The sequence below is a fragment of the Propionibacterium sp. genome (genome assembly GCF_047719395.1).
Classification (GTDB): Bacteria; Actinomycetota; Actinomycetes; order Propionibacteriales; family Propionibacteriaceae; genus Propionibacterium.
In genome coordinates, this window is record NZ_JBDNTB010000008.1 from 13,246 (window position 1) to 36,427 (window position 23,182).

Consider the following 23,182-nt stretch of genomic DNA (forward strand, 5'->3'; position numbering starts at 1 on the left):
AGCCCCCGGTGGTCCTGAGCTCCCCGATGACCTCGGGCCCACGGGCTGGCGGGTGGGGGTGCGGATCTGCGTCGACTGGGGCAAGGCCCGTATCGGCGTGGCCGCCTGCGATCGTGAGGGACTGCTGGCCTATCCGGTGGAGACGGTGCCGAACAACTCCGGTGCGCTGCCCAGGCTCAAGGAGATCGCCGCCGAGTACGAGCCGCTGGAAATCGTGCTGGGCATGCCGATAGACCTGCGCGGACGACGCGGCATTGCCGCCACCACGATGCTCGACGTGGGCGCCAGCATCGCCCAGGCCCTGGGCATGGATGTGAGGCTGATCGACGAGCGGCTCAGCACGGCCAGTGCCGCCAAGCAGCTCGCCGAAACCGGGCACCACGCCCGCACGCGGAAGGCCATCATCGACCAGGCCGCCGCTGTGGCGATCCTCGAACAGGCCATCGAGATGGAGAAGCGCACCGGATGTGCTCCTGGGAATCTGATTCCCGCCACTGGAAGAGAGGTGTGAGGCGTGGCTGCCAAGAGACGCGCCGATGACGACGGTCTGGACGGTCTGCTGGGTACTCCTGGGCGGCAGGCCGCACCGAGCCGGGCACGCCGGGACACCCAGCACACCCACGCAGAGAAGCGGGGCGCCAGGAAGACTCGCCGTCAATCCTCGGGGGGGCGTACACGCCGCACCTGGCCTCGCACGCTGCTGGTGGTGATGGTCTCGCTGGCCGTGCTGGTGGGTGGCGGCATGTTCGCCTATCACAAGATCGGCGAGGCCTGGCGCGCCTACCAGGGCGCTGACTACGGGGGCGAAGGAACCGGCCAGGTTCTGGTGGACATCGATGCCGGGCAATCGGTCGGGCAGATGGGCGATCTGCTGGTGTCCCAGGACGTGGTGGCGTCCTCGCGCGCCTTCATGCGTGCGGCACGTTCGGATCCGAGAACCAACTCCATCCACTCCGGCACCTATCGCCTGAAGAAGCAGATGTCGGCCAAGGCAGCCGTCACCGCCCTGGTCGACCCCGCGAACATCATCACGCAGCAGGTCACCCTCCCTGAGGGGCTGCGCAACACCGAGGTCTTCGCCAAGGTCCATGACTCCACAGGTATTCCTGTCGCCCAATTCGACGCGATCGCCGCCAACCCCACTGGTCTGGGCCTTCCGGGCTACGCGAAGGGCAATACCGAGGGTTTCCTCTTCCCGAACACCTACACCTTCAACAGCCAGTCGACGGCGCGCACCTTGATGGGGGACATGGTCAAGCAGTTCAACACGGTGGCCGCGCAGGACGGCCTCGAGTCACGTGCCGAGGCCATTCACCGTTCCCCGCTGGATGTGGTGATCGTGGCCAGCATCATCGAGCGCGAGACGGTGAAACCCCAGTACGGGCCGCAGATGGCAGAGGTCTTCTACAACCGGCTCGACAAGGGCATGAAGCTGCAGTCCGACGCCACCGTGCACTATGCGACCAATACCTCCGGCACGGTCACCACGACTGACGCCGAAAGGGCTGTGAACTCGCCCTACAACACCTATCTGGTGGACGGTCTTCCGCCCGGGCCGATCTCGAACCCGGGGCGCCAGGCCCTGGATGCCGCCATGCATCCGGCCAGCGGGGATCTGCTCTACTTCGTCACCGTCAACCCCGACACCGGCGAGACGAATTTTGCGGCCAATGGGGAGGACCACGAGAAGAATGTCCAGCAGTTCCAGGCATGGTGCCAGGACCACGCCGGGCGCTGCGGCTGAGCGCGACTGCGAAGGCTGAGATACTAGGGCCCATGCTTCGTTACCTCACCGCCGGGGAGTCCCATGGGTGCGCACTGGTGGCCACCCTCGACGGAATCCCCGCCCACGTCAAAGTCTCCAGCGATGACATCGCTGAGGCGCTCGCCCGTCGCCGGCTCGGAGCCGGCCGGGGCGCCAGAATGTCCTTCGAGGCGGACTCGGTGACCCTGACGGCGGGTTTCCGTCACGGTGAGACGCTGGGCTCCCCGATCGCGATCACGGTTGCCAACACGGAGTGGCCCAAGTGGCAGAAGGTCATGAGCGCCGACGAGGTCGACCCGACCGAACTGGAGGGTCTGGCCCGCAATGCCAAGCTGACCCGCCCCAGGCCGGGTCACGCGGACCTCGCCGGCATGCAGAAGTACGACTGGGACGAGGCGCGCCCGCTGCTCGAGAGGGCCAGCGCCCGCGAGACTGCTGCCAGGGTTGCCATCGGCCAGGTGGCCAAGAATTTCCTCGCACAGGCCTTCGGGATCACGGTGCTCAGCCATGTCGTCGAACTGGCCGGAATCCCTGCCCACGTCGACGAACTGCCCAGGATGGCCGATCTCGACCTCATCGACGCCGACCCGGTGCGCTGCTTCGATCCGCGGGCCTCCCAGCTGATCCAGGCCGAGATCGCGGCATGCCAGAAGGACGGCGACACCCTCGGTGGTGTCGTGGAGGTGGTTGCCTGGGGATGTCCCCCCGGGTTGGGTGCCATGCGTGAGGGAGACACCCGGCTGGACGGCAAGCTTGCAGGTGCGCTGATGGGCATCCAGGCCATCAAGGGCGTCGAGGTGGGCGATGGTTTCGAGCTGGCGAAGGTGCGTGGCTCGAAGGCGCACGACGAGATCGTCGGCTCACCTGAAGGTATCCGGCGCGTGACAAGGCATTCCGGAGGTATCGAGGGTGGCATGAGTACCGGCGAGGTGATCCGGGTGCGGGCTGCGATGAAGCCGATCGCCACGATCCCCAGGCCGCTGCGCACCATCGATGTCACCACCGGGGAAGCTGCCGTGGCGCATCACCAGCGCTCCGATGTCTGCGCGGTCCCGGCAGCAGGAGTGGTGGCGGAGGCGATGGTCGCCCTGGTGCTGGCCGAAGTCTGCCTGGACAAGTTCGGCGGGGACTCGCTGGCCGAATGCCGGCGCAACCACCGCGGTTATCTGGCCAGGGTGGCAGAACGCGGTCTCTCGGAGGCCCTGTGATCGTGCAGCAGGGCGGCGATCCGTGCCCGGCAGCTCAGCCGTCGCCAGTGCGCGGTGGTGACGTCGGTGCCGCCCAGGTGGTGCTCGTGGGGCCGCCCGGGGTGGGCAAGAGTTCGGTCGGGCAGGCGCTCGCTGCGCGTCACGGCCTGGCCTTCGTGGACGCGGACCGCTTCCTGGAGGAGCGCGAGGGGCGCGCCGTGACCGAGATATTCGCATCCCAGGGGGAGGCGGGTTTCCGGGCGCTTGAGCTGGAGGTCACCCGCGAGCTGCTGGAGCGCGATGGCATTGTGGCGCTCGGCGGTGGAGCCGTGACGAACCCGGCGGTCCGTGACCTGCTGTCCGGCCACCAGGTCGTGTGGCTGGACATGTCGGTGGAGGAGGGCGTGCGCCGGATCGCCGATTCCACGCACCGTCCCCTGCTGCGCGGTGATGTGGCCGGGAAGCTCGCCACACTCATCGCCGAGCGCGAGGCGCTCTATCGTGAGGTGGCCGTCTTCCGGGTCTGCACCGATGGCCTGGCGACCCATGAGGTGGCCGCCGCAGTGTCCGAGATGCTCGGCTGGCCGGTCGAACAGATGTCCCCAATCGTGGAGGAGAATCGATGAGCACGGCGCACTTCGCGACCGATCATCCCTATGACGCCATCATCGAACCGGGCGCGCTCGAACGGCTCCCGGAATTCGTCGGCGGGGCCGCGAAGGTGGCCATCCTGCATCCGCAGGTGCTGTCCGGGAAGGCCCAGCTCGCCGCCGATCTGGTGCGCGGCGCGGGTGCGGAACCGGTGCTCATCGAGGTGCCTGACGGGGAGCACGCCAAGACTTCGCAAGTGCTGGCCGAGTGCTGGTCCAGGCTCGCACTGGCAGGGCTGACCCGGACCGACCTGGTGGTCGGCATCGGAGGCGGCGCAACCACCGACCTGGCTGGCTTCGTGGCCGCCACCTGGCTGCGCGGGGTGCGCTGGATCAGTGTGCCCACCACTGTGCTGGCCATGGTGGACGCAGCGATCGGCGGCAAGACCGGCGCCGATCTACCCGAGGGCAAGAATCTGATCGGTGCCTTCTGGGAGCCGATCGTCGTGCTGGAGGACCCACTGCTGCTGGTCGGGCTGCCCGAGCGCGAGGTGCGCAGCGGCCTCGCCGAGGTGATCAAGCACGGCTTCATCGCCGACGAACGGACGCTGGAGCTGGTCGAGCAGAATCCGGCCGAGGCCCTGGACGTGTCGGGCGAGCGCGTTCATGAGCTCATTGCCCGCTCGGTGGCGGTGAAGGCGAAGGTCGTCTCGGCCGATCTGCGCGAGGCGACCTCGGTGGGTGAGCACATCGGGCGTGAGCAGCTGAACTACGGCCACACCCTCGGCCATGCCATCGAGGCTTCCGAGCACTTCGCTCGCCGGCACGGCGAATGCGTGGCTCTTGGCATGGTCTTCGTGGCGGAACTGGCCCATCGGGCACTCGGCCTGGACGCCTCAGTCGTCGAGCGGCATCGCCGGGTACTCGGCTCGGTCGGGCTCGCCACCCAGTACCCTGATTCGCAATCCGGCGGCACCGGCTGGGCGACCCTGCGCGAGCTGATGAGCCGGGACAAGAAGACCCGCGGCAACACGCTGCGCTTCGTCGGGCTGCGCGAACAGGGTCATGTCGCGATGATCGTCGATCCTCCCGAGCAGCAGATGGTGGACGCATTCCGGGCTCTGGTCGGCCAGCACAGCTGATCGCCGCCCGCCCTTGCTGGACACGCCTCCACTTGGAGGTGCGAGGATCATGGACGCATTCGACCAAGCCGGCCTCATGCAGCCGCAGAACAGGACCTGATCATGTACGTGGCACAGCACTTCGGCTATTCCGCTGAGCAGCTGGGCGCGATGCTGAGCCGGGTGCGCGTCGCCGACCTGGTGACAGTGGGCCCCGACGGGCCGGAGGCCACCCTGGTGCCGTGGACCTTCCATCCCGATGAGGGCGAGCACGGAGTGTTGCACGCCCACTTGTCCCGGGTGAACAGGCAGTGGCACCAGGTGGGCCCCGCGCTTGTCGTGCTGCACGGCCCGGACAGCTATGTCGATCCCAGCGATGTTCCCGAACCGGCCGCCGTACCCACCTGGGACTACATCACGATGCACGTGCGGGGCCGGATGATCGCCCACGACGACCCCGAGTGGGTCCAGATGGCGATGGCAGAGATGGTCGCCGCGCAGCACTCCGGTTTCGACTTCCGGGAACTGCCCACCAGGATGCTCGACGGCCTGGTCCGCTCGGCCGTGGGAGTCGAGATCGTCATCGAGTCGGTCACCGGCAAGGCAAAGATGAGCCAGAACCAGTCCTCCGGGAACATCCTCGGCATCGCGGACGCCCTGGCCGATCGTGCCGCTGACCCGGCCAAGAACTTCCAGGGCACAGCCCCCGACGAGGTCGTCGAATTCCTCCGCACCGAGTCCCTGGCCCATGCGAGGGCTCGGGAAGCACTCGTGGACGATGCCCGTGAGGCCCATGAGGCAGGCGCCGAATAGGGTCTCGGCAACAGCTGAGCACCTCATCGGACGGCACTCGCGGGAGGCGGACCTCCGGGGCCGCTAGTATGGTTGATCGCGGCTCGAAGACCCCGCTCGGCGGGTGCTTCGTGCTGCCTTTCGGACTACCAGTCACTGTGAAAGGCGAACACGTGGCAACGACCAACGACATCAAGAACGGCACAGTCCTCAACCTGGACGGCCAGCTGTGGCAGGTCCAGTGGTTCCAGCACCACAAGCCCGGCAAGGGCAACACCGTCGTGCGCACCAAGATCAAGAATGTGCTGAACGGCAAGGTCGTTGATCGTACCTTCCCCGCCGACACCAAGATCGAGATGGCCCAGGTGGACCGGCAGGACATGCAATACCTCTACGCCGATGCGTCGGGTTTCGTCGTCATGGACACCGGCACCTACGAGCAGCTCACCATCCCCGAGGACGTGGTGGGTGATGCCAAGGACTTCATGCTCGAGGGCATGACGGTGACGGTGGCAACCAATGAGGGGAACCCGCTCTACCTCGACCTGCCCGCCTCGGTGGAACTCGAAGTGACCTACACCGAACCCGGCCTGCAGGGCGATCGCTCCACCGGCGGCACCAAGCCTGCCACGCTGGAGACCGGGAAGCAGGTGCAGGTGCCGCTGTTCATCTCCACCGGCGAGAAGATCAAGGTCAGCACCGAAGACGGCAGCTATCTCGGACGCGCATGAGCCCGGAGCACGACGACACACCCATTCCGCTGGCCCCCGGGGAACATCCCCCGGTGCCTGGCGCGCTGAAGGTGTCCAGCACCGACTACGCGGGCGCCCGGCACTCGTCGCGCACCAAGTCGCGCAAGCAGGCACTCGACATTCTCTTCGAGGCTGAACTGCGCGACGAAAGCATCGACTCGGTCCTGGAACGCCGTATGCAGGAGGGCGACACCGGTGTGCGCGAGTACACCCGCGAGATCATCGACGGCTACAAGGAGCACGGCCGCGCGGTGGACGACCGGATCGCCGATTCGCTGGCAGGGGATTGGACCCTGGGGCGGATGCCGCGGATCGACCGCAATCTGGCCCGCATCGCAGTGTGGGAGATCGACTACACCGAGATCCCCACCCACGCCGTGATCAGCGAAGCCCTTGAGCTCGCCAACGAACTGAGCACCGACGAGTCGGTGACATTTCTCAACGGGATGCTGTCCAAGGCCGCCAGCGCGCGGGACAGCTGAACTTCGTAACCGTCCGGCCGGTACCCCGGGCACCAGTACGTCATTTTCGGATCTGCTGCGGCGCCGGACGGCTGATAAGCTCGCCGGAGGCTTCCGGTCTCGGTCTGCACACGTGAGAGCCCGCCCGTGCGGCGGGGAAGGATGGTCATGAGCGCGAACGAAAAGAGCGCGATTCTGATTCTTGAGGACGGCCGGACATTTCGTGGCCGGGCCTTCGGGGCCGTGGGGGAGACTTTCGGCGAGGCGGTCTTCGCCACCGGTATGACCGGCTACCAGGAGACCCTCACCGATCCGAGCTACTACGGCCAGGTGGTCATCGCCACCGCCCCGCACATCGGCAACACCGGTTGGAACGACGAGGACGACGAGTCCTCACGCATCTGGGTGTCCGGCTATGTGGTCCGCGATCCCTCCCGGATCGCCTCCAACTGGCGCTCCCGGCGCTCCCTCGACGATGAGCTCGAAGCCCAGCACATCGTCGGTATCTCCCACATCGACACCCGCGAGCTGACCCGTCACCTGCGCGAACTCGGCGTGATGAGGGTGGGCATCAGCTCGCTGGACGACGACCCCGAGAAACTGCTCGCCAAGGTGCTGGCCACTCCCACGATGACCGGCGCGAATCTGGTCGGCCATGTCACCACCGACCACGCCGTGGTGGTGCCCGCGATCGGCGAGAAGCTCTTCACGGTGGCCGCCATCGACCTCGGCATCAAATCCATGACCCCGCACCGGATGGCTGAGCGCGGCATGGAGGTGCACGTGCTGCCCGCCGACGCCTCCTGGGCTGATGTGCAGGCCACTGGCGCCGACGGGCTGTTCTTCTCCAACGGCCCCGGTGATCCCGCGACCGTCACCACGGCGGTCGACCTCACCCGCAAGGCTCTTGCCGAGAAGCTGCCGGTCTTCGGCATCTGCCTGGGCAACCAGGTCTTCGGCCAGGCCTTGGGACTGGGCACCTACAAGCTGAAATACGGCCACCGCGGCATCAACCAGCCGGTGCTGGACCGGACAACAGGCAAGGTCGCGATCACCGCGCAGAATCACGGATTCGCCGTGGACGCCTCCGCCGGAGAACCGATCAGCACCGAATACGGCACGGTCGAGGTGTCCCACATCTCCCTCAACGACAATGTGGTCGAGGGCCTGCGGCTCACCCGGGATGGCACGCTGGCCGGCTTCTCGGTGCAATACCATCCAGAGGCTGCGGCAGGCCCGCACGATGCCAGCTATCTGTTCGACAGCTTCGCGCAGATGATGGCAGCGCACCGCGGGGATCCCGGGGCGGGCACCAGCACGAACGACCACGACACCGCGAGGGAGCAGGCCTGATGCCCAAGCGCACGGACATCTCATCGATCCTGGTCATCGGCTCCGGACCGATCGTCATCGGCCAGGCAGCCGAATTCGACTATTCCGGCACCCAGGCCTGCCGCGTGCTCCGCGAGGAGGGCTACCGGGTGATCCTGGTGAACTCCAACCCGGCCACGATCATGACCGATCCGCAGTTCGCCGACGCCACCTATGTGGAGCCGATCACCCCGGAATACGTCGAGAAGGTCATCGCCAAGGAACGCCCGGACGCCTTGCTGCCCACGCTGGGTGGCCAGACCGCGCTGAACACCGCGATCGCCCTCTACGACTCCGGTGCACTGGCCCGCTACAACGTGGAACTGATCGGCGCCGATGTCGACGCCATCCAGCGCGGCGAGAACCGCGAGCAGTTCAAGGAGATCGTCGAGGGCCTCGGCGCCTTCCCCGGCGGCACCCCCGAAGTGGCCAGGTCGAGGATCTGCCACACCGTCGAGGAGATCCTGTCGGCTGCCGAGGAGCTGAACTATCCGCTGGTGCTGCGTCCCAGCTACACCATGGGCGGTGTGGGTTCCGGCATCGCGCGCGACCGTGACGAACTCATCAAGATGGCCCACATCGGTCTGGACGCCTCCCCGGTCACCGAGGTGCTCGCCGAGGAATCGATCCTCGGCTGGAAGGAGTACGAGCTGGAGGTGATGCGCGACAAGGTCGACAATGTCGTCATCGTCTGCTCCATCGAGAACTTCGACCCGGTGGGCGTGCACACCGGCGACTCCATCACCGTCGCCCCGGCCATGACGCTCACTGACCGCGAGTACCAGTGGATGCGCGATGTGGGCATCGCCATCATCCGGGCGGTCGGTGTCGACACCGGCGGCTGCAACATCCAGTTCGCCATCAACCCCGCCACCGGGCGGATGATCGTCATCGAGATGAATCCGCGCGTCTCGCGTTCCTCGGCGCTGGCGTCGAAGGCCACCGGTTTCCCGATCGCCAAGATCGCCGCGAAGGTGGCCGTCGGATACACCCTCGATGAGATCCCCAACGACATCACCCAGCAGACCCCCGCCAGCTTCGAGCCCACTCTCGACTATGTCGTGGTGAAGGTTCCCCGCTTCGCCTTCGAGAAATTCCCCTCCGCTGACGCGACGCTGACCACCCACATGAAGTCGGTCGGCGAGGCCATGGCGATCGGCCGCAACTTCACCGAGGCCCTGGGCAAGGCCCTGCGCTCAACCGAGCAGGGCAGCAATTTCTGGCTCGGCGAGAATCCTTTCGGCGACGACCTGGACGCCCTGCTCGCCGACATCGCCCGGCCCCATGATGGCCGAATCTTCGAAATCGAGTGGGCCCTGCAGCGCGGTGTGAGCTTCGAGAAGCTGTTCGAGCTGACCGCCATCGACCCCTGGTTCCTCGACCAGCTCGTCCAGATCCACGAGATCGGCGAGCAGGTGCGCGCCGCCGGCGAACTCGACGCCGAGGTATTGCGCGAGGCCAAGCAGAACGGCATCTCGGACCGTCAGATCGCCGCTCTGCGGGGGATCGACGCCGAGCAGGTGCGCGCACGCCGCTGGGAGCTGGGAGTGCGGCCGGTCTACAAGACCGTCGACACCTGCGCCGCCGAGTTCGCCGCTCGTACGCCCTACCACTATTCCAGTTACGACGAAGAGACCGAGGTGGAGCCCCGTGACAAGCCTGCCGTGCTCATTCTCGGTTCGGGCCCCAACCGGATCGGCCAGGGCATCGAGTTCGACTATTCGTGCGTGCATGCCGCCCAGGCGCTGTCGGCCAACGGCTACGCCTCGGTGATGGTCAACTGCAATCCCGAGACGGTCTCCACCGACTACGACACCTCCGATCGGCTCTACTTCGAGCCGCTCACCCTGGAGGACGTGCTGGAGGTCTACCACGCCGAGACCCAGGCCGGGCCTGTCGCCGGGGTCATCGTCCAGCTGGGCGGGCAGACCCCGCTGCGGTTGTCGCAGCAGCTCAAGGACGCCGGTGTTCCGATCGTCGGTACATCCCCCGAGGCGATCTTCCTCGCCGAGGACCGCGAGGCCTTCGAGCGGGTGCTCGACGACGCCTCATTGCCGGCCCCCAAGTACGGTATGGCGTCCTCCTTCGAGGAGGCCTCTCAGGTAGCGGTCGGGATCGGTTACCCGGTGCTGGTGCGTCCCAGCTATGTACTCGGCGGACGCGGCATGGAGATCGTCTACGACGAACCGGCACTGAGCTCCTACATCGAGAACTCCACCCTGATCGGCCCCGAATCACCGGTGCTCGTGGACCGCTTCCTCGACGACGCCATCGAGATTGACGTGGACGCCCTCTACGACGGCCACGAGCTGTATCTCGGCGGCATCATGGAGCACATCGAGGAGGCCGGTATCCACTCCGGCGACTCAGCCTGCTCACTGCCGCCGGCCACCCTCGGCGACGAGGTGATCGACCGGATCCGCAAGAGCACCGATGCGATCGCTGCCGGTGTCGGGGTGCGCGGCCTGATCAACATCCAGTACGCGCTGGCCGCCGACACCCTCTATGTTCTCGAGGCCAATCCGCGGGCCTCTCGCACCGTGCCCTTCGTGTCCAAGGCCACCAACACCCAGCTCGCCAAGGCGGCCGCGCTCATCATGCTCGGCTCCACCATCGGCCAGCTGCGCGATTCAGGGATGCTGCGCACATGCCAGGACGGTGCGGCCCGCTGGGGCGGCATGCCGGTGGCGGTGAAGGAGGCTGTGATGCCCTTCAACCGTTTCCTCACCTCGTCCGGCAACAGCGTCGACACCCTGCTGGGGCCCGAGATGCGTTCCACCGGCGAGGTGATGGGCATCGACGGCTCCTTCGGAGTCGCCTTCGCCAAGGCACAGGCTGCTGTGTACGGGGCACTGCCCACCAAGGGCACGATCTTCGTCTCGGCGGCGAATCGTGACAAGCGACACATCATCCTGCCGCTGAGGGAATTGTCCGACATGGGATTCAAGATCCTCGCGACCCAGGGCACTGCCAGCATGCTGCGGATGCACGACATGGAGGTCACGGCGGTGCGCAAGTTCACCGAGGGTACCGGGCCCGACGGCGAGCCCACCATCGTGGATCTCATCGAGTCCGACAAGGTCAATCTCATCTTCAACACGCCCTCCGGGGAGACCCGCGGGGGCAGCCCCCGCGTCGACGGTTACGAGATCCGCACTGCGGCGATCCTGCATGGCGTGCCCTCCATCACCACCGTGCAGGGTCTGGAATCGGCAGTGCAGGGCATCCAGGCAGTGCGCCGGGGCGACGTGCAGGTGAAGTCCCTGCAGGATTGGGGCCTGGACATGACCAAGCATTTCGAGGTCACCCAGGACGCCAGCAGATGAGGTGCCAAGCAATGAGGGACCGAACGATGAGAGGGATGGGGCAGTGAACCTGGACGAGATCTACGTGCGCGCGCTGCGCGCCGGGTACTGCGGGTGTGTTCGTCCCGTGCTGTTCACCATGCGTGGCGGTGATCCGGAGAAGATCCACGGGCAGATGATCGGGATTCTCGGTCACATGCCCGAGACCTTGATGGCCGTGGCGCAATGGATGCTCGATCGGGACAAGAACCCGGTCGAGGTGGCCGGCATCCAGTTCCCGGGCCGAGTGGGCGTGGCCGCCGGGCTGGACAAGGACGGTGTCGCTGCGGCTGCCTGGGCTCCACTCGGCTTCGGCTTCGCCGAACTGGGCACCGTCACCGCACACGCCCAGCCGGGCAATCCCCGCCCGAGGGTGTTCCGGCTGATCCGTTCCGGGGCGATCATCAACCGGATGGGATTCAACAACAACGGCGCCGAGGCGCTGGCCGCACGGCTGACCGGCGCGGGGGTGGCACGCGGCAACAATGCGCTCGGCTGTCCCGTCGGCATCTCGATCGGCAAGACCAAACGCGTCCCTCTCGACGGGGCGGTCGGGGACTATCTGTTCAGCCTTGAAACACTGGCGCCGTACGCCGACTACGTGGCCATCAATGTGTCCAGCCCCAACACTCCTGGGCTGCGCAGCCTGCAGAGCCAGCAGGAACTCGAACAGCTCACCTCGGCGATGACCGGCAGGGCCCGGGAGCTGAACCCTGACAATCCGCTGCCCATCTTCGTCAAGCTGGCGCCCGACCTGTCCCGCGGCGAGCTCCACGAATTGCTCAGCGTGTGCGAGGACACCGGTATTGCCGGCATCATCGCGACCAACACGACCATCGAACGCGGTGGCCTGGATCCCCACGATGAGCGGCTGTCCGGCCAGGCAGGCGGCCTGTCGGGCAGCCCGCTCACCGCGATGGCCCTCGACAGGGTGAGCTGGATCGCGAGCAACACCGATCTACCCCTGATGGCGGTCGGCGGCATCATGAGCCCCGGCGATGCGCAGGCCATGTTCGACGCCGGCGCGGCGCTGGTGCAGGTCTACACCGGCTTCATCTTCGAGGGCCCCGCCCTGGTGCTCGGCATCAACAAGCTGTGTCACCCTGGCGCTGGGAAGATCATCGCATGAGTGCCCGGAGCATGGGCGTCGAGGGTTTCGGAGCCAGGATCGAAGCGATCACCGCTGCCCGCGGCCGGCTGTGCGTCGGCATCGATCCGCACGAGAAGCTGGTGCGCGGCTGGGGCCTCGACTACGATCCCGACGGTGTGGAGCGGTTCTGCCGTACCACCGTGGAGGCTCTGGGCACCCAGGTGGCGGTCTTCAAGCCGCAGAGCGCCTTCTTCGAGGTCTTCGGCACCCGAGGGCTGACGGTGCTCACCCGGGTGCTGCACGATGTGCGCGAGGCCGGGGCTCTCTCCATCCTCGATGCCAAACGCGGCGATATCGGCTCCACGATGACCGCCTATGCGCGCGCCTATCTGTCCGACGATGCCGAGTTGGCGGCCGATGCCCTCACCGTGAGCCCCTATCTCGGTTTCGAGGCGCTGCGCCCGGCGCTCGACCTGGCCCACGACACGGGCCGCGGCCTGTTCGTGCTGTGTCGCACCAGCAATCCCGACGGTGAAGGCGTCCAATTCGCTGAGTCCCAGGGCCGTACCGTGGCCCAGCAGATGGTGGATGCCGCCAACGCGGAGAACAGTGCGCACGGCCTGGGTGATACGGGTCTGGTCATCGGTGCCACGCACGATTCGGCGGGAGCCGACCTGACCGGCTTCCAGGGTTGGGTACTGGCGCCCGGCATCGGCGCGCAGGGCGGCACCATCGACGGTCTGGCCGGAATCTTCGGTGATGCGGTGGCCCACGTGCTGCCATCTGCCTCCCGCGGTGTGCTCTCGGCCGGCCCGAACCCCTCCGGCCTGCAGCGGGCTGCGGCCTCCCTCGTGCTGCACTGATGTGGGTGCTGCACCCGCTGGGCGCTGTGCTACCGATTCGCGACTGCGCAGATCGGGTGCTGGGCCGAGCTGGAGGTGCGCCCCTCCAGGTCTTCCGTGTGATGCCGTCCACATTTTCGACGGGCTTGGCACGGCGCATGAAATGGGTAGTGAGGGCGTTGTACCTTAAGAACATCGCCGGACAACTTGGCGTCCGGTCGACATGATTGGAGTACGACAGTGGCCATCCCGACGTTGTCACCAGAACAGCTCCGGTCCGCTCGTGACGCTGCCACCCAGGCGCGCAGGGCACGGGCGGAATTCAAGGAAAAGGTGCGCAGTGGTGAGCTGAGCCTGAGCGAAGCCCTCGACATCGCAGCCGAGGACGAAGTGTTGGCCCATGTGAAGGTGGTGGACCTCCTCAAGGCGCTCCCCAGAGTGGGTGAGAAGAGGGCAGCCGATATCATGGAACGCCTCGACATCGCCCCCAACCGACGAGTGCGCGGACTAGGCCGCCACCAGATCGCGGGTCTCAAGACGGAGTTCCAGTAGATAGATGAGCGACACCGCACCGGCTCCCTCTGTCAGCGAAACTGCTTGTGCCACTGAAACTGCGCGCAGCGACGACACCACCTCAGCTGCACAGGGGCGGGCGGCGGGCGCCGGAGGGCGGGTGTTCGTCATCTCAGGACCTACTGCTGTCGGCAAGGGCACAGTGGTCACCCGGATTCACCAGCTTCACCCTGAAGTCTTTGTATCCGTCTCGGCGACGACTCGATCACCGCGCCCCGGCGAAGTGGACGGGGTGTCCTACAGATTCGTCGACGATGAGCGGTTCGACCAGCTGCTGGCCAGCGGGGGTCTGCTCGAGTGGGCCACCGTGCACGGCAGCGCACGCTACGGCACGCCGCGCGGCCCAGTCGAAGAGGCAGTCGCCCGGCACCGCACTGTGATTCTGGAGATCGATCTCCAGGGTGCGCGTCAGGTGCGCAAGAGCTGTCCCCGCGCCTGCCAGATCTTCCTGGCCCCGCCGAGCTGGGAAGAACTCGTCCGGCGGCTGCGCGGTCGTGGCACCGAAACCCCAGCTCAGCAGGAACGCAGGCTGCGCACCGCACGAGAAGAACTGGCGGCTGAGGCGGAATTCGACCATGTGGTCGTCAACGACGAAGTCGAGGGCACGGCCCGGCGGCTGGTACAGTTGATGGGAGTGTGAGTCCACGGCATTGTGCTGTGGACTCCTTTCCATGATTTCCGTCATCTCGACCGGCCCGAAACCGGTGCGAGTGGGTTCGGCAAAATCCGTCTTGGCGGGACAGAGCAACTCCTCGCGTCAGCGAGGTATCAAGGGCAACAACGAGTAAAGGGTGCAGTTACGTGACCAGCGTTCCTACCGAAGGCATCATCAATCCTCCCGTCGACGACCTGCTTGAGCACGTCGATTCGAAGTACCGGCTGGTGCTTTTCGCCGCGAAGCGCGCTCGCCAGATCAACGCCTACTACTCCCAGCTCGGCGAGGGCCTGCTGGAGAATGTCGGGCCGCTGGTCGAGACCAATGTGCAGGAGAAGCCGCTGTCCATCGCGATGCGGGAGATCCAGGCCGGGGTTCTCGAGTACACCGAAGTCGATCCCGAGGCAGAGGCCCAGGCTCGCGCCGAGGCTGCCAAGGATCCCGAGTTCGATCTCGAGACATCCCTGGGTGATATCGACCCCGCCTGACCGGCGCCGCCACCCGAGGTTGCCCTGGTCGGACAGCCGACCGCTGAGCCCCGACCCGTGGTCGGGAAGAAAGACTGGGAATGAGCAGACTCTTCACGTCCGAATCGGTCACCGAAGGTCATCCGGACAAGGTCGCGGATGCCGTCGCGGATTCAATCCTCGACGAAATGCTGCGCCAGGACCCGAACTCGCACACCGCCATCGAGGTGCTGGTGAGCAATGGCGTCGCCGTGGTCGCCGGCGAGGCCACCACCGAGTCCTATGTGGACATCGCCGACGTGGCCCGGGCCCGGATGCTTGAGATCGGCTACGACTCCTTCGACAAGGGTCTGGACGGCGCAACCTGCGGTGTCATGGTGGCCCTGAACAACCAGTCCCCGGACATCGCCCAGGGGGTGCAGCACTCCTGGGAGGAGCGCCATGCTCTCGCCGTGGACGAGGCGGACCGTCAGGGCGCCGGTGACCAGGGGCTGATGTTCGGCTATGCCTGCACAGAAACCCCCGAGCTGATGCCACTGCCGGTGCATCTCTCGCACCGTCTTTCGCAGCGTCTGGCCCAGGTGAGGCGCGACGGGATGCTCGACATCCTGGCTCCTGATGGCAAGACGCAGGTCACCATCGAGTATGAAGACCATGTGCCGGTGAAGGTGCTCAATCTGGTGATTTCCACCCAGCATGCGCCCGGTGTGGATCTGGAGACCACGCTCGCCCCCGCGGTGCGCCGCGAGGTGATCGACCCGGTACTGGGGGAGTACGACATCGACTCCTCGGACGTGTCTGTGCTGGTGAATCCCTCCGGCAAGTTCGTCATCGGCGGCCCGCAGGGCGACGCCGGGCTCACCGGCCGCAAGATCATCGTGGACACCTATGGCGGCATGGCCCGTCATGGTGGCGGTGCCTTCAGCGGCAAGGATCCCTCCAAGGTGGACCGGTCGGCCAGCTATGCTGCGCGCTGGGTGGCCAAGAACATCGTGGCAGCCGGGCTCGCCGATCGCTGCGAGGTGCAGGTGAGCTATGCCATCGGCCGGGCTCGCCCCACCAGCCTGTTCGTGGATTCCTTCGGAACCGGGCAGGTGCCCGACGAGCAACTGGTGGCAGCTGTGGATTCGGTCTTCGACCTTCGTCCCAGGCCGATCATCGCCCAGCTCGACCTGCTGCGCCCGATCTACCAGCGGTTCACCAACTACGGTCATTTCGGCCGGGAGCTGCCGGAGGCCACCTGGGAGCGCACCGACAGGGCCGAGGCGCTCGCGAAGGCTGTTCGCGGCTGATCCTGCTGCCGGTTCGGTTCGAACCACGGCGCCCAGTGATGGTCCGGGTGCGGATGGACCGAGCCGAAGGGCATAGAGAAGTTGCCTCCGTGTGTTCACGCTGGCGCTCCGGCTTCGGGCAGCTCCTCATCGCACCTCAAAAATGTCGGTGGGCACTTCTAGGCTTGCAGGCATGGTGGAGACAGCGGGGCCGCATGGGGCGGCTGGGAAACGGGCGGCCGGGGACGTCGCAGGGCAGGACGCCCTGGTGACTCCCGCTGTCGCGCCGAAGCCCGCTCCACCGGGCGATGCCCCCGCCATCGCCCGGGTGGCGCTCGATGTCTACCTGCCGCATCTGGACCGTTTCTTCGACTATTCGGTCCCGCCGCGGATGACAGCTGAGATTGCCGTCGGATGCAGGGTGCGGGTACGGTTCGCCGGGCGGATGGCTGCAGGTTTCGTGGTCGAACTTCCGGATCACTCCGAGGTCGAGAATCTCTCGCCGCTCACCACCCTGGTGTCGCCCGAGCCCGTGCTGCTCCCCGGACAGGTGCGGCTGCTGCGGGCAGTCGCAGACCACTACGCAGGCACCTTCGCCGATGTGCTGCGGCTGGCCGTGCCTCCCCGCCATGGCGCCACCGAGGCTGCCGAGCAACGCCCCTGGCCGGCGCCGAAGCTCGGTGACATGCCTGGTGGGGGCCTGTATGACGATGCAGGCGGCGAGCGATTCCTCCAGATGATCGCCGCCGGTGAATCCGTGCGCGCGCACTGGGCGGTGCCGCCACGCTGGCGGCGCGACCAGGCCGGCGCCGACGACTGGACCCGCGGTATGTTCCAGGCTGCGCAAGCCTGCCTGGGCTCGGGGCGAGGAGTGCTGGTCGTTGTGCCCGATGTCACCGAAGCACGCAGGGTGCGCGATGTGCTCGGTGAAGTACTCGGTCTGGGCTGCATCGCGGAGCTGCACTTCGAACTCGGCCCGGCTGCTCGCTACCGGAACTATCTGGCAGCCGCACGGGGTGAAGCCCGCGTGCTGGTCGGCACCCGGGGCGCGGTCTTCGCCCCGGTGCACGACCTGGGGCTCATCTGTGTCTGGGACGACGGCGACGATCTGCTCAGCGAACCTCGCGCGCCCTATTCGCATGCCCGCGATGTCGCAGCAATTCGCGCCTCCCAACTGCCCTGCGGGCTGCTGATCGGTTCTTACGGCCGCACAGCAGAGGTGCAGAGCTGGGTGGAACGCGGCTGGCTGGCACAGATCGACTCGCCCCCCTCGCTCACCAGACACCGCTGCGCACCGGTGCGTGTTGCTGCCGACTCCGACGAGGCCCTCCGCCGGGATCCCCTGGCGCGTGCCACCCGGCTGCCGTCGGTGGCCTTCGAGACCATGCGCACAGGCCTGGCGGCCGGGCCGGTGCTCGTGCAGGTGCCGCGTTCGGGATATCTGGTGGCGCTCAGCTGCCAGTCCTGCCGCACCCCGGTGCGCTGCCCGCACTGTCACGGCTCGGTGAGGGCAGATCGGCTCGCCGATGGCCATCGCCGCTTGTCCTGCCGGTGGTGCGGGCGCACCATCACCGACTGGGTCTGCCCGGTGTGCGGAAGCCACGAACTGCGGGCACCGATGGTCGGCTCGCGGCGCACCGCAGAGGAACTGGCCCGCGCCATTCCCGGCGTGCGGCTGATTGACTCGTCCGGTGACAGGGTGGTGCAAGAGGTCGGCACGTCTCCCGCGCTGGTGGTGGCCACTCCCGGGGCAGAGCCCAGGCCCGAACAGGGGTACGCTGCCGCGGTGCTGCTCGATGCAGCGATCATGCTCGGGCGTTCCGACCTGCGCGCTGCCGAGGAATCGTTGCGCCGCTGGCTGGCGGCCGTGGCACTGGTGCGCTCCGGCGAAGAGGGCGGCACCATCTGCATGGTGGGTCCCTCGCAGGACCGCGCCGTGCAGGCCCTGGTGCGAATGGATCCGGCAGGCTTCGCGGAAAGGGAACTCCAGGATCGCGCCGAGGCGGGTTTCCCGCCTGCCGTGACCATGCTCGTGGCCGACGGCACTCGGGGCGCGCTGGAGTCCTTCGAATCGGCCGCACAATGGCCGCCGGACGCACAAGAACTCGGGTTTACCCCCATACCGGCCACCGAACCAGGGCAGGACGAGCTCTGGCGCGTCATGGTCCGGGCACCGCGTTCACGGGGCAGCGCGCTGGCCGAGGCGGGCAAGCATGCCCTCGCGGTGCGCACCGCGCACAAGAAACCGGGAAGTGTGCGCCTGCAGATCGATCCTGTCAACCTGTCCTGAACCCCGCAGCCCGGTAGGCTGTGGGCGCATATGTCGCGTCGTCATGGGCGCCACCGGGAGGGAACAATGCGGATTGCCTTTGCGGGCACACCGGCGATGGCAGTCCCGAGTCTCAAGGCTCTCATCGCCGCAGGTCACGAGGTCGTGGCCGTGGTGACACGGCCGGATGCACCGCTGGGGCGCTCCAAGAAGCTGGTCGCATCACCCGTCGCGCAGGCGGCCGGCGAGTTGGGAGTGCCGGTCCTGAAACCGGAGCGCCCACGCGATCCGGATTTCGTCGCCCGGCTCACCGAGATCTGCCCTGAGGCCTGTGCCGTGGTGGCATATGGTGCGCTGCTGCCCCAAAAGGTGCTCGACATCCCCGTGCACGGATGGATCAACCTGCACTTCTCGCTGTTGCCCAGATGGCGTGGCGCCGCACCCGTGCAGCGTGCCCTGATGGCCGGTGACACCGTGACGGGCACCACCACCTTCAGGATCGTCAAGCAGCTCGATGCCGGTCCCATCTTTCGCCAAGACGAGGTGGAGGTGACGGCGGACGAGACCGCTGGGGAGCTCCTCGAGCGCCTGGCGGTCAGCGGCGCTGATCAGCTGGTGGGCACGTTCGACGACATCTCCGCTGGTAGCCAGCCCATCGCCCAGCCCGACGACGGCATCACGGTTGCCCACAAGGTGAGCGTGCAGGATGCCCACATTGACTGGAAACTCCCTGCTGAGGACCTGGCGCGGCTCATTCGTGGCACCAGTCCCTCGCCCGGGGCGTGGAGCACCTTCGAACAGCGCAGGTTCAAGATCCTCGCCGCGCGTGTTGCAGCATCCAGCGGTGACGACGCTGCGCTGGCTCCCGGTGAATTGGCCGCCAGTGCCCACACACTGCTGGCCGGAACCGGGCAGGGCAATCTCGAACTGATCCGGGTGCAGGCCTTCGGCAAAAAGGCGATGAACGGCGCCGATTGGGCGCGCGGCGCCAAACCAGGGCCGGGGGAGCGTCTGGACGAGGGGGACGCATGAATCCGGGAACCGAGCGCAACAACCGGCCCGATCCGCGCCGCGGGCGCCTCGATCGCCCGCGCCCCGACCGCACGCGCAGGCGGTTGGACCGTCCCCGCCGCACCGCCCTGGAAGCACTGCGCGACATCGACCGCAACGGCGCCTATGCCAATCTCGCCTGCCACCACGTCATCGAGGAGCAGGAACTCAGCGGCCGGGACGCGGCCTTCGTCACGGAACTTGTCTTCGGCACCTGCCGGATGATCGGCAGCTATGACGACATCCTCGAAACAGCCTCAGGGCGGGCTCTGGACAGTTTGCAGCCCGATGTGCTCGACGTGCTGCGGCTCGGCACCCACCAGCTGCTCGGCATGCGGGTGCCCGCGCGGGCAGCAGTGGACACCTCCGTGGCGCTGGCTGGCAATGTGGTGGGGGAGCGCGTCACCGGCCTGGTCAATGCGGTGCTCCGCAAAGTCTCCCAGCGTGACCTCGAGGGCTGGGCCGGCAAGCTCGCCGGCGGCGACGAGCAGCGGTACAGGTCGCTGGTGACCGGTCATCCGCAGTGGATCATCGACGCCTTCGCCGATGTGCTGCCCGCCGGCGAACTGGACGACCTGCTGGCGGCGGACAACGCGCCCGCCGAGCCGACTCTGGTGGTGCGGCCGGGCCTGTGCGAACGCCAAGAACTGCTCGACACCGGCGCGGAAGCCACCCGCTGGTCACCCTGGGGCGCAGTGCGACCCGGCAATCCTGCCGAGCTTCCCTCGGTGCGATCGGGCCGCGCCGGCGTGCAGGACGAGGGCAGCCAGCTCGTCTGCCTGGCCGTCTCGCGGGTCCCCGAACTGACCGGTGGCCGATGGTTGGACCTGTGCGCCGGCCCGGGCGGGAAGAGCGCCCTGCTGCGCGGCATCGCCCCTGATCACGACGCCTATCTGGTGGCAAACGAGGCCCAGCCGCACCGCGCGCGCCTGGTTTCTCTGGCGCTGCGCCGCTACCACTACAGCGGTCACCGGGTGGTCACCGGCGATGGCACCGATCTGCCTTTCGACGCTGGATCTTTTTCACTCGTGCTGGCCGATGTGCCCTGCTCGGGGCTGGGGGCCCTTCGCCGCCGCCCGGAGTCGCGCTGGCGCCGCTGGCCGGAAGACATTCCCGAGTTGGTCGAACTCCAGCGCGAGCTGCTCGCTTCAGCACTGCGGGTCTGCGCACCCGGTGGGATCGTCGCCTATGTCACCTGCTCACCGCACCGCGACGAGACGATCGGGGTGGTCTCCGGGGCCGAATCCGATGTGGAGATCCTCGATGCTCCGGCGCTGCTGCCCGAGGTCCCCGATTGCGCCGCGTCCACGGATCCCCGATTCGTGCAGCTGTGGCCGCATCGCCACGGCACCGATGCGATGTTCCTTGCGCTTCTGCGCAAAAACTGAACAGTGAATGCAGCGTGCGCAGATGCTCAACCTCAACCGGCGGCGGGTTTCCTCCGCAGGCTCACCCCTACACTGTGACCCGTGCCATGTTGCATCACGCCCAGCATCCTCAACTCCGACCTCGCCGATCTGGCAGGACAGCTGAAACGCATCCACGGCGCCGACTCCGTGCACGTGGACGTCATGGACAACCATTTCGTCCCGAACCTCACCCTCGGGCTGCCGGTGGTTGAGTCGCTTCGCCGTCACACAGACCTGCCCTTCGACATCCATCTCATGATCGAGGACCCGGACCGTTGGGCACCCCAGTACGCCGAGGCGGGCTGCGAATCCGTGACCTTCCACGTCGAGGCGGCCACGGCACCCATCAGACTCGCCCGCGAATTGCACAGGCTCGGCTCCCGTGCGTCCATGGCCCTTCGGCCGGCCACCCCGATCGAGCCCTATGCCGATCTGGTCACCGAACTCGACCAGGTGTTGCTCATGACGGTCGAGCCCGGATTCGGCGGCCAGAAGTTCCTCGACCTGGTGCTGCCCAAGATCGCCCGCACCCGCGAGATCGTGCGCCGCACCGGGCAGCAGATCGGCATCCAGGTGGATGGCGGGGTCAACCTCGACACCATCGTGCGGTGCGCCGAGGCAGGGGCCGATGTCTTCGTGGCCGGCACCGCGGTCTTCGGCGCCGATGATCCGGAGGCGATGGTGGAGGCGCTGCGCCAGAAGGCCTCATCCTGCGAGTTCTCGGGATGCGCCGGCCGTTAGTCCGCTGGGCAGGAACTCGTCCATGTCCCGGAAGGTCCGCATTCTGAATGCGGTTTCCTTGCCGCCCCGGGTATTTCGGGCGCGGCTAGCCTAGGGACCCGTGAACACTGTGAGCACCGCCCTGGACCAGGCCACCCTCAATTCGTTGTCCGAGCGATTCGCCTCCGATCCGGCGGCACGGGTCGCGCAGAATGCCGTCACCACGACCAGTGTCGACAAGCTGAGCCTGGACCGCGGCATCGTCACGTCCATCGACATCTCGATGTCCAACAAGGTGGACACCTGGAAGGCCGCCAACCAGAAGCAGAGCGGGAGATGCTGGCTGTTCAGCGGGTTGAATTTCCTGCGCGGCCAGGTGATCGGGAAGCTCAAGCTCGACGACGGCTTCGAGTTCAGCCAGAACTACCAGCACTACTGGGACAAGCTCGAGAAGGCCAACTGGTTCCTCACCGCCATGACCGAGCTCGCCGACCGCGATCTCGACGACCGCACCGTTCACCAGCTGCTCGCCGACCCGATCGGCGACGGCGGACAGTGGGACATGTTCGTCTCGTTGGTCAAGAAGTACGGCGTGGTGCCGAAGTACGCGATGCCGGAGACCGAGTCCAGCTCGAACACGCGCGCCATGAACAAGCAGCTCGCCGCGATCTTGCGCCGCGGAGCCCTTCTGGTGCGCGACGGCGCCACCCGCGGTGCGGCCGACGAGGCCAGGCTGGCTGTGCTGGAGCAGATCCACCGGGTGCTCACCATCCATCTCGGCACACCGCCGACGAGCTTCTGCTGGCAATACCGCGACAAGGACAAGAACTTCGTGAGCGGCGGCGAACTGACCCCGCTTGAGTTCGCCAAGCAGGTGCTCACCGTCGACGTGGCCGACTATGTCTGCCTGGTCAACGATCCTCGTCCCAGCTCGGAATACCTCAAGACCTACACCGTCGATCAGCTCGGCAATGTCGTCGGCGGGCGCCCGATCCTGTACCTCAACACCGAGATCTCCCAACTCAAGAAGATCGTCGCCGACATCATCTGCGCCGGGCGTCCGGTCTGGTTCGGCTGCGACACCGTGCAGCAGTCCGATCGCGAGCGCGGTATCTGGGATGCTGCGCTGCACGACTACGAAGGTCTCTACGGCATCGAAATGGGCACCACCAAGGCAGACCGGATGCTCACCGGGGAATCCCTGATGACCCATGCGATGCTGTTCACCGGCGTCGACCTCGTGGATGGGACGCCGCGCCGCTGGCGGGTGGAGAATTCCTGGGGCGATGACAAGGCCGACAAGGGCTTCTTCACGATGAACGACTCCTGGTTCGACCAGTACGTCTTCGAAGTGGCGGTGCCGAAGCCTGCGCTGAGCGCCGAGCAACTGGCGGCATTGGACATCGAGCCTCGCGTGCTGCCGCTGTGGGATCCGCTGGGCGCCCTGGCCTGA

21 protein-coding genes are annotated in these 23,182 nt (G+C 66.9%); all 21 read left to right on the forward strand.

What is annotated here, in order from left to right; all coding sequences use genetic code 11:
• Positions 1–58 precede the first annotated feature (58 nt).
• The 21 genes from ruvX (at position 59) to ABF648_RS02430 (ending at position 23,182) form a co-directional block, all read left to right on the forward strand.
• Positions 59–511 carry a Holliday junction resolvase RuvX gene (gene ruvX, locus ABF648_RS02330; protein WP_415630723.1) on the forward strand — a complete coding sequence of 151 codons (453 nt, stop codon included), beginning with the start codon at positions 59–61 and terminating at the stop codon, positions 509–511.
• 3 nt (positions 512–514) lie between these two features.
• Complete coding sequence (gene mltG / locus ABF648_RS02335; protein ID WP_415630684.1) at positions 515–1,744, forward strand: endolytic transglycosylase MltG; 1,230 nt, start codon at positions 515–517, stop codon at positions 1,742–1,744.
• A gap of 32 nt (positions 1,745–1,776) precedes the next feature.
• Positions 1,777–2,973 (forward strand): chorismate synthase, encoded by a 1,197-nt coding sequence (aroC, locus tag ABF648_RS02340; protein ID WP_415630685.1) that lies wholly within the window; start codon positions 1,777–1,779, stop codon positions 2,971–2,973.
• A complete protein-coding gene (locus ABF648_RS02345) occupies positions 2,970–3,578 on the forward strand; it encodes a shikimate kinase (RefSeq protein WP_415630686.1) in 609 nt (202 codons plus the stop codon). The genes aroC and ABF648_RS02345 overlap by 4 nt, the downstream gene beginning before the upstream one ends.
• Positions 3,575–4,684, forward strand: a complete 1,110-nt coding sequence (gene aroB / locus ABF648_RS02350; RefSeq protein WP_415630687.1) for a 3-dehydroquinate synthase — start codon at positions 3,575–3,577, stop codon at positions 4,682–4,684. Before ABF648_RS02345 ends, aroB begins: the two co-directional genes overlap by 4 nt.
• A gap of 102 nt (positions 4,685–4,786) precedes the next feature.
• Positions 4,787–5,476 (forward strand): FMN-binding negative transcriptional regulator, encoded by a 690-nt coding sequence (locus tag ABF648_RS02355; protein WP_415630688.1) that lies wholly within the window; start codon positions 4,787–4,789, stop codon positions 5,474–5,476.
• Positions 5,477–5,628: 152 nt separating this feature from the next.
• On the forward strand, positions 5,629–6,186 hold the full coding sequence (gene efp / locus ABF648_RS02360) for an elongation factor P (protein ID WP_415630689.1): 558 nt from the start codon (positions 5,629–5,631) through the stop codon (positions 6,184–6,186).
• Positions 6,183–6,689, forward strand: a complete 507-nt coding sequence (nusB, locus tag ABF648_RS02365) for a transcription antitermination factor NusB (RefSeq protein ID WP_415630690.1) — start codon at positions 6,183–6,185, stop codon at positions 6,687–6,689. The genes efp and nusB overlap by 4 nt, the downstream gene beginning before the upstream one ends.
• Positions 6,690–6,836: 147 nt before the next feature.
• A complete protein-coding gene (gene carA / locus ABF648_RS02370; RefSeq protein ID WP_415630691.1) occupies positions 6,837–8,021 on the forward strand; it encodes a glutamine-hydrolyzing carbamoyl-phosphate synthase small subunit in 1,185 nt (394 codons plus the stop codon).
• The gene (gene carB, locus ABF648_RS02375; RefSeq protein WP_415630692.1) at positions 8,021–11,365 is read left to right on the forward strand and encodes a carbamoyl-phosphate synthase large subunit; all 3,345 of its coding nucleotides are present in this window, start codon (positions 8,021–8,023) and stop codon (positions 11,363–11,365) included. The genes carA and carB overlap by 1 nt, the downstream gene beginning before the upstream one ends.
• A gap of 43 nt (positions 11,366–11,408) precedes the next feature.
• A complete protein-coding gene (locus tag ABF648_RS02380) occupies positions 11,409–12,512 on the forward strand; it encodes a quinone-dependent dihydroorotate dehydrogenase (RefSeq protein WP_415630693.1) in 1,104 nt (367 codons plus the stop codon).
• The gene (gene pyrF / locus ABF648_RS02385; protein WP_415630694.1) at positions 12,509–13,336 is read left to right on the forward strand and encodes an orotidine-5'-phosphate decarboxylase; all 828 of its coding nucleotides are present in this window, start codon (positions 12,509–12,511) and stop codon (positions 13,334–13,336) included. Before ABF648_RS02380 ends, pyrF begins: the two co-directional genes overlap by 4 nt.
• 219 nt (positions 13,337–13,555) lie before the next feature.
• Positions 13,556–13,867, forward strand: coding sequence for an integration host factor, actinobacterial type (gene mihF / locus ABF648_RS02390; protein ID WP_415630695.1), 312 nt, complete (start codon positions 13,556–13,558; stop codon positions 13,865–13,867).
• A 4-nt stretch (positions 13,868–13,871) separates the two neighbouring features.
• Complete coding sequence (gmk, locus tag ABF648_RS02395) at positions 13,872–14,528, forward strand: guanylate kinase (protein ID WP_415630696.1); 657 nt, start codon at positions 13,872–13,874, stop codon at positions 14,526–14,528.
• A gap of 161 nt (positions 14,529–14,689) precedes the next feature.
• Positions 14,690–15,031, forward strand: coding sequence for a DNA-directed RNA polymerase subunit omega (rpoZ, locus tag ABF648_RS02400; protein WP_415630697.1), 342 nt, complete (start codon positions 14,690–14,692; stop codon positions 15,029–15,031).
• A gap of 80 nt (positions 15,032–15,111) precedes the next feature.
• A complete protein-coding gene (gene metK, locus ABF648_RS02405) occupies positions 15,112–16,302 on the forward strand; it encodes a methionine adenosyltransferase (RefSeq protein WP_415630698.1) in 1,191 nt (396 codons plus the stop codon).
• A gap of 172 nt (positions 16,303–16,474) precedes the next feature.
• Positions 16,475–18,571 carry a primosomal protein N' gene (locus ABF648_RS02410; RefSeq protein WP_415630699.1) on the forward strand — a complete coding sequence of 699 codons (2,097 nt, stop codon included), beginning with the start codon at positions 16,475–16,477 and terminating at the stop codon, positions 18,569–18,571.
• Positions 18,572–18,637: 66 nt separating this feature from the next.
• A complete protein-coding gene (fmt, locus tag ABF648_RS02415) occupies positions 18,638–19,582 on the forward strand; it encodes a methionyl-tRNA formyltransferase (protein WP_415630700.1) in 945 nt (314 codons plus the stop codon).
• Entirely contained in the window at positions 19,579–20,988 is a 1,410-nt protein-coding gene (locus tag ABF648_RS02420; RefSeq protein WP_415630701.1) for an RsmB/NOP family class I SAM-dependent RNA methyltransferase, read from the forward strand. The genes fmt and ABF648_RS02420 overlap by 4 nt, the downstream gene beginning before the upstream one ends.
• An 81-nt stretch (positions 20,989–21,069) precedes the next feature.
• The gene (gene rpe / locus ABF648_RS02425; RefSeq protein WP_415630702.1) at positions 21,070–21,750 is read left to right on the forward strand and encodes a ribulose-phosphate 3-epimerase; all 681 of its coding nucleotides are present in this window, start codon (positions 21,070–21,072) and stop codon (positions 21,748–21,750) included.
• A gap of 100 nt (positions 21,751–21,850) precedes the next feature.
• On the forward strand, positions 21,851–23,182 hold the full coding sequence (locus ABF648_RS02430) for an aminopeptidase C (protein ID WP_415630703.1): 1,332 nt from the start codon (positions 21,851–21,853) through the stop codon (positions 23,180–23,182).